The 12,888-nt window shown below is 35.3% G+C and carries 11 protein-coding genes and 3 tRNA genes; 3 read left to right on the top strand and 11 right to left on the bottom strand.

All coding sequences use genetic code 11. From position 1 onward, the window contains the following. Window positions 1-70 precede the first annotated feature (70 nt). The 10 genes from EG358_RS03285 to EG358_RS03330 form a co-directional block, all read right to left on the bottom strand. A complete protein-coding gene (locus EG358_RS03285; RefSeq protein WP_076558027.1) occupies window positions 71-1,276 on the bottom strand; it encodes an MFS transporter in 1,206 nt (401 codons plus the stop codon). Between the two features lie 49 nt (window positions 1,277-1,325). Further along, window positions 1,326-1,982: a FadR/GntR family transcriptional regulator gene (locus EG358_RS03290; RefSeq protein WP_076557398.1), complete on the bottom strand. Its 657-nt coding sequence runs from the start codon at window positions 1,980-1,982 to the stop codon at window positions 1,326-1,328. A gap of 130 nt (window positions 1,983-2,112) precedes the next feature. Continuing rightward, window positions 2,113-2,184 (bottom strand) — tRNA-Glu (locus EG358_RS03295). Between the two features lie 98 nt (window positions 2,185-2,282). Further along, window positions 2,283-2,354 (bottom strand) — tRNA-Glu (locus tag EG358_RS03300). A gap of 10 nt (window positions 2,355-2,364) precedes the next feature. Continuing rightward, window positions 2,365-2,619 (bottom strand): 30S ribosomal protein S20, encoded by a 255-nt coding sequence (rpsT, locus tag EG358_RS03305; protein ID WP_076557400.1) that lies wholly within the window; start codon window positions 2,617-2,619, stop codon window positions 2,365-2,367. Window positions 2,620-2,696: 77 nt separating this feature from the next. Beyond that, window positions 2,697-3,017 carry a hypothetical protein gene (locus tag EG358_RS03310; RefSeq protein WP_076557402.1) on the bottom strand — a complete coding sequence of 107 codons (321 nt, stop codon included), beginning with the start codon at window positions 3,015-3,017 and terminating at the stop codon, window positions 2,697-2,699. A gap of 202 nt (window positions 3,018-3,219) precedes the next feature. After that, on the bottom strand, window positions 3,220-5,343 hold the full coding sequence (locus EG358_RS03315; RefSeq protein ID WP_076557404.1) for a cation:proton antiporter: 2,124 nt from the start codon (window positions 5,341-5,343) through the stop codon (window positions 3,220-3,222). Between the two features lie 6 nt (window positions 5,344-5,349). Beyond that, window positions 5,350-5,913 carry a hypothetical protein gene (locus EG358_RS03320; protein WP_076557406.1) on the bottom strand — a complete coding sequence of 188 codons (564 nt, stop codon included), beginning with the start codon at window positions 5,911-5,913 and terminating at the stop codon, window positions 5,350-5,352. Window positions 5,914-6,032: 119 nt separating this feature from the next. Beyond that, window positions 6,033-6,107: transfer RNA gene (locus EG358_RS03325), tRNA-Glu, on the bottom strand. 55 nt (window positions 6,108-6,162) lie between these two features. Beyond that, complete coding sequence (locus tag EG358_RS03330) at window positions 6,163-7,455, bottom strand: N-acetylmuramoyl-L-alanine amidase family protein (protein WP_076557408.1); 1,293 nt, start codon at window positions 7,453-7,455, stop codon at window positions 6,163-6,165. Window positions 7,456-7,507: 52 nt separating this feature from the next. On the opposite strand from EG358_RS03330, the gene EG358_RS03335 reads away from it, so the two are divergent. The 3 genes from EG358_RS03335 (at window position 7,508) to EG358_RS03345 (ending at window position 11,033) form a co-directional block, all read left to right on the top strand. Further along, complete coding sequence (locus EG358_RS03335; RefSeq protein ID WP_076557410.1) at window positions 7,508-10,096, top strand: putative LPS assembly protein LptD; 2,589 nt, start codon at window positions 7,508-7,510, stop codon at window positions 10,094-10,096. A gap of 104 nt (window positions 10,097-10,200) precedes the next feature. Continuing rightward, window positions 10,201-10,581, top strand: a complete 381-nt coding sequence (locus EG358_RS03340) for a RidA family protein (RefSeq protein ID WP_066679870.1) — start codon at window positions 10,201-10,203, stop codon at window positions 10,579-10,581. Beyond that, window positions 10,581-11,033, top strand: a complete 453-nt coding sequence (locus EG358_RS03345; RefSeq protein WP_076557412.1) for a hypothetical protein — start codon at window positions 10,581-10,583, stop codon at window positions 11,031-11,033. The genes EG358_RS03340 and EG358_RS03345 overlap by 1 nt, the downstream gene beginning before the upstream one ends. A 72-nt stretch (window positions 11,034-11,105) precedes the next feature. Here the strand turns inward: EG358_RS03345 and EG358_RS03350 are convergent, their stop codons facing one another. Next, the gene (locus EG358_RS03350) at window positions 11,106-12,632 is read right to left on the bottom strand and encodes a trypsin-like peptidase domain-containing protein (protein WP_076557415.1); all 1,527 of its coding nucleotides are present in this window, start codon (window positions 12,630-12,632) and stop codon (window positions 11,106-11,108) included. Window positions 12,633-12,888: the final 256 nt, after the last annotated feature.

Here is a 12,888-nt window from a genome sequence, read left to right on the forward strand (position 1 = left end):
AGAAAGCTACTTTTTAAAGTAAGTTTTTAAGCCTAAAATTCTATTAAGTCATCATCAGTTTGGGTGAGGACTATTTTTTATGTCCTTTTATATTGGGTAAAAAAGCGGTGATAATTCCCATCAACGGCAGGAATGCACAGATTTTGAAGACATATTCTATACTGGTGTCGTCAGCAACAGCTCCTAATATCGCAGAACCTATTCCGCCCATTCCAAACATAAATCCGAAAAATAAACCGGCAACCAATCCGATTTTATTAGGCATAAGATCTGTAGCGTAAACTAATATTGCAGAAAATGCTGAAGCAATGATCAATCCTATAAAAACGGCAAAGATAATCGTCCAGAATAATGAAAGATAAGGAAGGCAAAGTGTAAACGGTGCAGCTCCTAAAATGGAAATCCAGATAATCTTTTTTCTGCCGTATTTATCTCCCAATTTTCCCCCTAAAATTGTACCTACGGCAACTGCGGCTAAAAATATGAACAAATAAAGTTGAGAATCTTGTACCGAAACATGGAATTTATCAATCAAAAAGAAGGTGAAATAGTTGGTCATTGAAGCCAGATAAATGTATTTTGAAAACACCAAAGCCAATAAAATACTAATAGAAAATAAAACTTTTTTACGGGATAATTGTATCTCAATGATATCGCTTGGATGTTTCGCTGATTTCTTCAGAGATAATCTTTCTGCATACCAGTTTCCGATTTTCCACAATACGATGATTCCGATGAAAGCTGCAATAGCGAACAATCCTACATATCCCTGTCCTAAAGGAAGAATTATTAAGGCAACTAACAACGGGCCGATTGCACTTCCTGAATTTCCGCCGACCTGAAAGATTGATTGTGCCAATCCTTTTTGTCCGCCCGATGCTAATTGTGCAACCCTTGAAGCTTCAGGATGAAAAATAGAAGATCCCATTCCGATTAATGCAACAGAAATTAGAATAACATAATATTGATGAGCAGCCGCTAACAAAAGTAATCCTGCCATTGATAATCCCATCCCAATCGCCAAAGATCTTGGATTTGGTTTTTTATCGGTATAAATTCCAACAAAAGGTTGCAAAATAGAAGCAGTAAGTTGAAATACCAATGTGATAATTCCGATTTGAGCAAATGATAAACTAAATTCTCCTTTCAATATCGGATAAAGCGAAGGAATGGTAGATTGAATCAGATCATTCAAAAAATGAGAAAAACTGATCATAAAAAGGATTGGATAAACAATTTTTGTAGTGTCAATTGTTTTCGTCGTTATATTTTCCATAGTATTATTTTTATTCATCATATCATCTGATGAATTTTGTGAAATTTTTTTAATAAATCTGATCAACAATTTTCTGTGCAATGACAGAAGCTTTCTCTGCATCTCCATTTTCTATAGCGTTGAAAAGATCTGTATGTATTTTTTGAGAAATTTTAAATGATTCTGTATTATTATGATGTCTCGTTTCGAAAGAACTCATAATATGTTTTGTTGCTATTTTGTAGATTTCTTTTAAAAGATTGTTTCCACAAGCTTCTGCAATGGCTAAATGAAAATTGATATCTGCCTGATAACATTCTGTCGCAAGATTTTGTTCTGCAAATTGATTTCTGAGATTCAGATAATTTTTAATTGTTTCTAAATCTTCCTCAGTTCGGTTGATCGCTGCCTTTGCTGCAATTTTTGAATCAAGCAGTGAGCGTACTTCCTGTACTTCTTCAATCTGTGCTTTATTCATTTGAGAATCTAATGATTCGTGGGCATTTTTAGAAACTACAAAAGTTCCCACGCCTTGTTGCACACTAAGAATTCCCTGAATAGACAAAATCTTTATCGCCTCTCGAATACTTGAACGACCGACGCCATAGATTTTCATCAGCTCAGATTCAATCGGCAGTTTTTCGCCAATAGCATATTCATCGTTGGATATTCCTTCGATTAATCTATCTGCAACTTCTTGCGCTAAAGTTTTCCTTTGAATCTGCATATTTAAAACATCATATCATCTGATGAATTACAAAAGTATAACTTTTAATTTTATATCAAAAGATTTTTATTGATGACTTTTGACCATATTAAAATAAAAAAAGAGATCTCAAAATATGAAATCTCTTTTGTAGCCCGTAGGGGAGTCGAACCCCTCTTACCAGAATGAAAATCTGAGGTCCTAACCGATAGACGAACGGGCCATCTACCAATCTGTAAATAAATTCACAGGGTTAGCTTTTTTGTTTTTATAAGTTTCAACTCTTATTTTAATTACCCGGTTAGTAGTAATTAAGTTTAGTAGCCCGTAGGGGAGTCGAACCCCTCTTACCAGAATGAAAATCTGAGGTCCTAACCGATAGACGAACGGGCCAACTATATAGTTACGCTAATTTATTAACGTGCTTAGTCAATTTACTTTTCAAGTTAGCCGCTTTATTTTTGTGGATAATATTTTTCTTAGCTAATTTATCCAATAATGCGATAACTTTAGGCAACTGTTCTGTTGCTGAAGTTTTATTTTCTTCATTTCTTAACACTTTGATTGCTGTTCTAGCAGTCTTGTGGTAATATCTGTTACGAACTTTTCTAACTTCGTTTTGTCTTATTCTTTTAAGTGCTGATTTATGATTAGCCATATCGTTTAAATGTGAGTGCAAATTTATAGACTTTTTCGTTACCCACCAAATTTATTTTTGATTATTTTTAACTTTTTTTAGTTTTCTTCTGAAAGGTACTTTTTAAGCTTGTCTAAGGCCTGTTGTACTTTAATATTTTCAGTTTCTTTCCCTAATTTTGTGATGATGTTTTCCAACATAATCATTGCATTATTCCATTCTCCGGTAGAGTTGGAAAAAGTAAGTCCGTCGATGGTTACTTCAAAAATACTTTTTTCTCCGCTCTTGTAGAGTTTGAAACTAATTTTATCATCCTTGCCTGTAATCCCTTCCGTACTAGTTTTTAAATCATACCCTTTCGGGTTCGAGCGAATTTTATTAAAAAGAAGTTGTGCTTCTTGAATTTTTAAATTCGGCATGATGTAAAATTTGGTAGTCTTGTGAGGCCTGTGTTTATTTACTTTTTTAGAGTAAAGTTTACCGGTTTTTATCCTGTCGACTGATTGCTCAGTCTTTAAACTTCTGCAAAAGTAATGTTTTTCATATTTTAAACAAAATCAAATTTAATTTTGAATGAAAATTTAGTGATGTTTAGTTTTACGTGCTTGTTTTTCAGCATGTTTATCTGAAGACATTATTTACAATATTTCCTATTTCCATAAAATCATTATGATTCCCTACCGATCTTTTCTCAGAATTTGTACTGTCGAATTCTGAAAAAGGGAAAATCAGTAAATAATTTTTATCACTCAAATTTTTGTTTAGAAGCTCAGGAATCAATCTCATTTGTGGAATATATGATTTCATTCCTCTTTTTGCCATAAAAATAATAAGGGCTTCATTATCTTTGAGCTGAGCCGCGGTCTCTTCGCCATCTTTCCATCTGCTCATTATGATAAATTCAGCTTCAATATTGGCTTTTTTAATGATCCTCTGTAAAATATTCAGGATCTCTTCTGAAGCATAAAAGGTGATCGTTGCTCCCGAATTTCTTGCAATATTCCAAACTCTCAGCAAAGCATGAAAAAATCCGGCTTCTTTATGTGCATTTTCAGGAATCATTACTGCATGATTTTTTATAGTTGCTAAAGGCTGAATGGCATGATAAACCAGAACGTTGACATCATCACGCTGCAGATAACCATTGTAAAGATTGTCTGTAAAAGACGGCGAAAAACCCTTGCTGTCTTCTAGTGCGATAATAAGATCAGTGATGTTTTGTTCTTTAATTACATTGTTTACACCGATGATGACATCGTTGTCATATCTTTTTAAAGGCTGTATTTTCACATCTGCGGCCGCGGCTGTATCGGTAGCTTGATGGAGTAGCTTGTCTGCATTTTTTTCTGAAGATTCATTTTTTTCTTCATTAATAACATTTAAAGCAAATAAATTTTCGGTGTTCGAATGAGCTTTAATTAAAATCCCAAGATTTACCATTCTTTCTACAGTAGATTCATGATTTAAAGCTAAAAGAATATTTTCCTGTTCATGACTGTTCCCGGAAACTGTTTCTTCATTATCCTGTTCTGCGATCTTCTGAGCACTCGACATGGAAATAAATGATGAAACGGTACATGAAACAAGAATGAGTAAAATACTTCCGTTAAGAATATGTTCGTTTAATAACCTTACCGGTTCACCGGTTTCTGTTTCTGAAATGATGATATTGTAACCGACCATTACTGAAGCTAATGTTGCTGCTGCGGAAGCGGAACTGAGACCGAAAATAAGTTTTCCCTCTTCTTTAGAAAGTCTGAATGTTTTTTGTGTGGCAATAGCCGAAAGATATTTTCCTCCAATGGACGCAACAAGCATAATGGCTGCAACTTCCAAAGTTTCCCAGCTTTCAAAAAAAACTTTAAAATCGATCAGCATTCCGACGCTTATTAGGAAAAAAGGTATAAATATGGCGTTTCCGACAAATTCTACACGGTTCATCAATGAAGAAGTATGCGGAATTAATCTGTTTAAAGCAAGTCCTGCAAAGAATGCCCCGATTATGGCTTCAACTCCGGCTAATTCGGCCAATAAAGCAGCCAGATAAATCATAACCAATACAAAAATATATTGTGAGATTTTATCATCTACTTTCTTGAAAAACCACCTTCCTATCATCGGGAAAATCACCAAAACGATGAGCCCGAAAACAATAAAGGAAACCGATAATTTTACCCAGAATTCTGTTCCTACATCACCTTGAGACATACCTACAATGATGGCAAGAGCCAATAATGCCAAAACATCTGTAATCATCGTTCCTCCAACGGTTATATTGACTGCCGGGTTTTTTGCGATGCCCAATTTGCTGATCAGCGGATAGGCAATTAAAGTATGAGATGAAAATAAACTGGCAAAAAGTACGGAAGTTAATACCGAAAAGTTCAGAATATAATATCCTCCCAAATATCCCAAAACAAAGGGGACGATGAAGGTGAATAACCCGAAAGTAAGGCTTTTCCATTTATTTTTCTTGAAATCTCCCATGTCGATTTCCAGGCCGGCGAGAAACATAATATAAAGCAGCCCGGTGGTACCGGTAACTACAATGCTGCTGTCTCTTGCCAGTACATTAAATCCGTTTGGGCCAATTACTGCACCTGCAATGATTAATCCTAAAAGATGAGGAACTTTAATTTTGTTGAGTAAAAGTGGTGCGGCAAGAATGATGATAAGTACCAAAAGAAACTTCAATACAGGATCTTCAATGGGGAGACTGAGGTTGTGTATGCTTAATAGAATCATCTCTGCTTATTTGGTGGAACGTATTAATTCTACAGAAAATCTTGCTCTGCAATTGTCAACTGAAACGGTTCTTGTTCCTCTGATTTTGCTTGGCGATATTTCATTAAGCAGGACATTCATGTCTACCTGTTTTTTTGCTGTGGAATCGGTTTTGAAATTAAGTTTGATTTCATTATTCTCAAATTTACCTGAATATAATCTTACCAGATTGTTGTTACTGATGATTTTTGTAAATAGCTGTATAGAATCGCTGTCGAATTCCCAAGTGTCGGTACGCTGATCTCCCACTACATAATCGCTGCAGTTCGATTCGGTACAGATTACTTTGCCCGTCCACGCTCCGGAAATTTCATCAGACCATTTCATAATTTTTATTGAATCTGATTTTTTATGATTAAAAATACTGTCTCTCATTTTTAGTAAAGATTGGTATTCGGCTTCTTTTTGTGCAAATGATTTTTCTTTATTCAGTAATTCCTGTTCTCTCAACGCTAAATCGTTTGCTTTGTCTTTGTTGTCGCAGCTAAAAAGTACTGATAAGAATGAAATTAAGAGTATTGATTTTTTCATAAAAGTAAGTTGTAGCCTAAATGTACAAAAAATCAAGAATATTGTTGTGTTTTTTGGCTTTGGATAGGTGTAATCTGATAAAAACGCATAAAAAAAGCTCTCTGAAATAGAGAGCTTTTTGGTAGTCTATAGGAGAATCGAACTCCTGTTGCAAGGATGAAAACCTTGAGTCCTGACCACTAGACGAATAGACCAAATTTTGAGGTTGCAAAAATATTAATAAATTTTTAAACTTCAAAATTATAGGGGTTATTTAAAATTCTTCTGAATTACGGTATTTTTTATTCCCTTGCTTTCCAATTCTTTTTGAAGTTTTACAGCATCTTCCAAGGTATAAACTTTTCCGTAGGTGTAGTAGAACATTCCGTTAGATTTGTTTCGGTCTACGTCTTTCAGGGTTTGAAGAATATAAGAATTTGCGCTTAGTTTGTCTTTTCCTACATACACTTCAATGTTATAATAACCAATGCTCAGTTTCTGATTTGGCATAAATCCTACCGCATAAGAGTTTCTGAAACCTGCATCTTTTGCTGTTTTAAGGTTGATATCTTTTACAGAAGCCATATTGGTAACGCCGTAATAGTATTTGTACAAACCGTTTTCTTTGATAGGAAGAATATAATTCAATCCTTTCAATTCAGGATCTCCATCATTATATTTTACAGGCATGGTCATCAATAAAATTCTGAAGTCGTTCTTCAATGCTACTTCTGCCGGTTTTTCAGGTTCCGGTTTTCTGGTAATGACTTGTGCACCTGTTTTTCTGTCAACCGCTTTTTTGTAATCAATAATTGCTTTATAGATGTTTTCTGCTGTTTCTACTTGTCCTCTTTCGGAATTTAAGAATGCAGCATCGTCATAATTATTAACAAATCCTGTTTCAATAAGGATAGAAGGCATGGCACTTCTTCTTAAGATGTGTAAGTTTTCTTGTTTTACACCACGCGAAAAACGACCGCTTTTTTCAAAGTTTCCTTCTACAAAACTTCCTACGATTAAGCTGTTTTCAAGATATTTACTTTGCTGTAGTTTTAAGGCAATTAAAGATTCTGGTGAAGACGGGTCGTAAGAGGCAAACGTTTCTTTATCTTTTTCATCAAGATAAATTACACTGTTTTCCTGTTTTGCCACTTCAAGGTTTTCTCTGTTTTGAGCAGGACCTTGTACAAAAGTTTCGGTACCTCTTGCAGTAGCAGAACGGCTTGGCGAAGAGTTTACGTGTACAGAGATAAATAAATCTGCTCTGCTTCGGTTCGCAGTATTGGTTCTGTCTGTCAAAGAAGGGTATTCGTCTATTTTTCGGGTATAAATAACTTTAAATTCTTTGTTTTTCTCAAGCATTGCTCCCAATTTCAGAACAATTCCCAAAGTTACATGTTTCTCTTGAACAAGACCCAGATCGGGATAATTTCTGTTGGCTCCGTTATCGCTTCCCCCATGCCCTGCATCTAAAACTACAGTGAATTTTTTTTGTGCAAAAGTAAAAGAGGTGAAGAATATCAGTAGAAATGCTAAAATTGTTTTAAAATTTAGTTTGTACATCATACAGTTATAAAAATTATATTAATTTTGAGCCAAATTATACAGAACAAAATTGGACAAAACCGTCTTCAAAAATATATTACAATTTTTAATTATCCTAATTTTTAACAGTTTTTTAGCACAGGAAGGTCCTAAAAAAGTAGTTAAAGCTACGATAATTAATGATACTATTTCCAAAAAGGATACCATAGCTGCACCCAAAGAATCTCTAGACGCTGTAGTAGATTATAAAGCTGATGACATTCGTAGAGATGTTCCGAAAAGGATGATTTACCTGAATAAAAATGCTCAGGTAAAATATCAGGATATGCAGATAGATGCAGATTATATCTCGATCGATGAAGAGAGAAGCCTGGTTTTTGCCCGTGGAAAGCTAGATTCTTTAGGCAAAGTATTTGAGCTTGCTCAGGTGAATCAGGCAGGGAAAAAGTACGAAGTAGAAAGCTTTAATTATAATACGAAAACCAGAGAAGCCATTGCTTATAACGCAAGAACTGAGGAAAGTGAAGGATTAATTGTAGCGGATAAAACCAAAAAATACAACGATTCTGTCTTCGTAATGCGACATGCAGAGTTCACGACCGATACTTATTATATAGAAAAAAAAGACACGAGACCCGATTATCACCTTTTGGCATCTTATATCAAAATGCAGAAAGGAAAAAACAGTTCGTCTTTAATTGTAGGTCCGTCACAAATGTACATCGAAGATGTTCCAACACCTTTGATCTTGCCGTTTGCGATTTTGCCGTTTTCAAGTAAAAGATCTGCAGGAATTTTGATTCCGAGTTTTGGGGAAAGAGAAGATGTCGGTTTTTTTCTAAACGGGATAGGATATTATCAGCCAATCGGAGAACATTTTGATCTGAAAGTTCTGGCAGATATTTATACAAAAGGAAGCTGGACGATAAGACCTGAAATGAATTATCTTAAAAAATACCGATATTCAGGTAATTTCTCAGCAGATATCGGAAGCACCGTAAGAGGAATTAAAGGTCTTGATAATTACAGTAAAACAGGAACATACAGAATTGCTTGGAGGCATACTCAAGATACAAAAGCAAACCCTTTCCTTACATTTTCTGCATCCGTAGATGTCACGAGTCAGACATTCTACAACAATACAGTGAACAATAACTATATTTTGGATCAGAGTGTTTTGAGAACTCAGCAAAATTCTACATTGACGCTTACCAAAAGATTTCTAAAGCTTCCGGCAACCATTACCGGTACAGCTTCTTATTCTCAGAATTTTGCTACCGGATTGGCAGATTTGCGTTTGCCGCAGATGAATGTTGCGATCAATCAGTTTTATTTATTTAAGTCTAAAACCGGTGTAAGATCCGGATTATTAGAAAACATAACGGTAAATACAGGATTGAACCTTTCTAACTTTGTAAGTACAGAAGAAGGAGAGCTGTTTACCGACGCAATGTGGGATAAATTACAAACTGGATTAAAAAATAATATTGCATTAGGAACCAATACGACTTTTGCCAAGTATTTCACATTCAGTTTGTCAGCGACAATTGATAATGCTTTAACAACAAAAACGCTTACGAAATATTATGATCCTGTACAAAATATAGAGGTTGACCAGATCAATAAGCAAATTGCCGGATACAGTATATTTTCTACATCTGCAAGTGTGCAGACTCAGTTGTACGGAATGCTCAACTTCAAAAAAGGATCTACAATAGAAGCGATACGACATATGGTGACACCAAGTATTGGCTTCACATATTCTCCTGATTTTGGCGGTGAGCAATTCGGATATTTCAAAAATTTCTATAATGCCAATGGAGCTTTAACGCCATATTCTATTTTTGACAGAGGAATTGTAGGAACGCCGACGACGGGAATGGTGGGAGCCTTAAGCTATAACATTGGTAACAACATCGAAATGAAGGTAAAGTCTAAAAGTGATTCTACCGGAGTGAAAAAAATGAAGATTTTCGAATCTTTAAATATCAGCGGGAATTACAACTTTGCGGCAAAAAGCCATCCTTGGTCGATTATTTCGGTGAGCGGGCAGTCTTCTTTCTTCGATAATAAACTAAGCGTAAATACAAGTTTGTCTATTGAGCCATACAAGATTTTATTTGCTCCGGGATCAGATACCGGTATTAGAACAGAAGATTTCGGTTCGTTTAGCGTACAAGGCTTCAATGTGCAGCTTTCTTATCCTTTAAGCAGCGAATTGTTTGGAGAGAAAAAAGATTACGCCAAAACCTATTCGCAAAAAGGTGAGATCAGAAACGAGAATTACTTCTTTGATGATGATAACTATGCACACTTTGATCAGGCCTGGACCCTGAATGTGAATGCCAATTACCAATATTCAAGAAACTTGACGAGAACCGCTAATAAAATAGCATCCATCGGTCTGGATGGAAGCTTAAAGCTTACTCCTTACTGGAATATCAACGGAAGTACACATTACGATATGGTGACCAAGGAGCTGGCTTATACAAGAATAGGTTTCTCAAGAGATCAGCGTAGTTTTACCATTAATTTTAACTGGGTGCCTTTTGGGCAATACAAAGTTTATGATTTCTTTATCGGAATTAAAGCAAATATATTAAGCGATGCTTTGAAGTATAAAGACAGAAGTTTTACTCAGCCAAATGCACCTTTCTAAAGTCATACTGATTTTACAATATAAATTTTATCTTTGCACCCAAAATAAAGTATATTCAAATCGTAAATGATTTGGTATGATTTTTAAAGTAAATAAATCTATATATGAAAACAATCATCAACACAGTTAATGCTCCTGCAGCTATTGGTCCTTATTCTCAGGCAAATCTTGCCAACGGAGTTTTGTATATCTCTGGTCAGATTCCTGTAGATCCTGCAACGGGTAAATTGGTAGAAGGAATTGAGAAGGAAACACATCAGGTAATGAAAAACCTTGAAGCGATTCTTACAGAAGCAGGCATGACGTTTAAAAATGTTGTTAAAGCGAGTATTTTCCTTAAAAGTATGGATGATTTTGCGGTAATGAATGATATTTATGCATCTTATCTTGATGCTGAAAGCTTCCCGGCTCGTGAGACTGTACAGGTTTCTTGTCTGCCAAAGAATGTTGATATCGAAATTTCTATGATTGCACATCAGGATTAATGAGTTTTATAAGAAATACATTTGCGGTTTTGGTAGGTCTTGTGATTGCAGGGCTTATAATCACTCTTGGTATAAGGGCTTTTCCTAAGTGGGTTACCTTTGATGCATTTGCTCCGTTTGAGCATTGGCAGAGATTTTTAGAAAGTATGAAAAATAATGATGCCTTTTTTGGCTTTCTGCTTTTTATTTCTGGGCTTGGTACTACTGTAGGCGGCGTTGTTACTGCGATGATTGTAAAATATGCAAAAGTAGCTTATGCGATTCTTATTGGTTTCATCATGCTTTTTATTGCAATGCTTGATGTAATTATTCTTCCTTATCATCCTACGTTCTATAAAATTTCTATCTTCCTTGTCTTTTTTCCATTCGCATGGATGGGCGGTAAGATCGTTGAGGTGATTTATGAAAGAAATAAAAAGAAAATAATTGCTGAAAAAATGAATAGAAAGTAATTTAAAAAACATAAAAAAAACGCTGCAGATTTTGAAGTCTGCAGCGTTTTTGTTTACTGTTAATGTATTCTATTAAGGCATTTTGAATCCTCTTTGATAACCTCTTCCGTAATCATCCATATATTTTATCTGGCCTGTTCCGGTGAATTTATTTAATAAGTTTTCTACATCTTTCTGAGAATTTACTGGCTTCCCGTTAATTTCTGTAATGATATAACCGTCAACGATACCCGCCTTAGCGATTTCGCTTCCTTCCACTACATTTTTAGCAACAACTCCGCTGCTTAATCCATAGTAAGCTTTCGTTCTGTCATCCAGACTTTGGAACTCGGCACCTATTTTTTCGGTAACGCTTAGATCGGCTTTAGTTCTCGCTGAAGTTCCACCTTTTTGATCTCTCAATGTAACGGTTGACGTCGTTTCTTTTCCGTTTCTTGTATAGGTCACCTGTACTTTGTCACCTGGTCTTTTACTTCCGATGGCAACAGAGAGATCAGCAAAATCTGTAATGTTGACTCCATCAATTTTAGTAATGATATCACCGATTTTCATTCCTGCATCCTGTGCACCACTATTGTCAGGAAGTCCAATAATATAAACTCCTGAACCCGGTTTTATATTGGTTTTCTTTTCTTGGTTGTAAAAAGCAACTTGCTGATCATTTGATAGATCTAAAGAATTTACACCTAAGAAACCTCTTTGTACAATACCGAATTTCTTGATATCCTCAATAATTTTTCTTGCTAAATTCGCTGGAACAGCAAATCCGTATCCTTGATAATATCCGTTTGTTGATGAGATCGCTGAATTAATTCCAATTAAATCACCATTCACATTCACCAATGCTCCTCCTGAGTTCCCGGGATTAATAGCGGCATCAGTTTGTATAAAGCTTTCGATTGGGTTTGTTGCTTTTCCCTGTCCGCTCAGAATTCCTATTCCTCTTCCTTTTGCAGAAATAATTCCCGCTGTAACAGTAGAATTCAACCCAAGCGGATTTCCTACTGCAAGAACCCATTGTCCAACTTCAATATTATCAGAATTGGCAAAGTTTAAATAAGGCAAACCTTTTTCTTCGATTTTCAATAATGAAATATCGGTGTTGGGATCTGTGCCTACCAATGTTGCGATGTAGGATTTTTTATTGCTTAAAACAACTTCAAGCTTATTGGCTCCCGCCACAACGTGATTGTTTGAAATAATATACCCGTCCGGAGAAATAATCACTCCCGATCCTAGCCCTGAAGGCATATTCTCTGGTGCTTGCTGTTGTTTTTGTCTTTGTTGACCTTTTCCTCCAAGAGGATCACCAAAAAAGAAGTCAAACAAATCCTGCTCAGAAGCTCTGCTTGATGCCCTGTTTTGATAATTTTTAATCGTAACAACAGCTGGTACGGTCATTTTAGACGCTTTCACAAAATCATCACCCACGGTTGCAGTATTCATCCCTACAAAAGAGGCGTTGTTTGATTTGGTAAAATAAGATTGATCCCCGTTATTAGAATCGTGAACTAAATATTGTTGTACGCCAACAGTAGTAGCTCCTGATAGGATCCCCACAACGGCAAATGGTAAAAGTTTTTTAAAAGTACTCTTCATTGTATGTTTTCTGTTTTAATTATTGTATTGTTGAACACAAATTTACTGTTAAATAAGTATGCAATTACTATGCTGTGTTACCGTTTTAACTAAAATTTAACGAGTATTGTGTCATTTTATATCTTAAGTCATAATTTACGAAGTATTATTAACAAAGCTTAAGAATTAATTAAAAAAAAATACTGACATTTTTACCACCTCAGGAATATCCAAGTGATAATTATCACTTGGATGAACTCCGTTTAAAAGTATTATC

The organism is Chryseobacterium indoltheticum (assembly GCF_003815915.1).
Lineage (GTDB): Bacteria > Bacteroidota > Bacteroidia > Flavobacteriales > Weeksellaceae > Chryseobacterium > Chryseobacterium indoltheticum.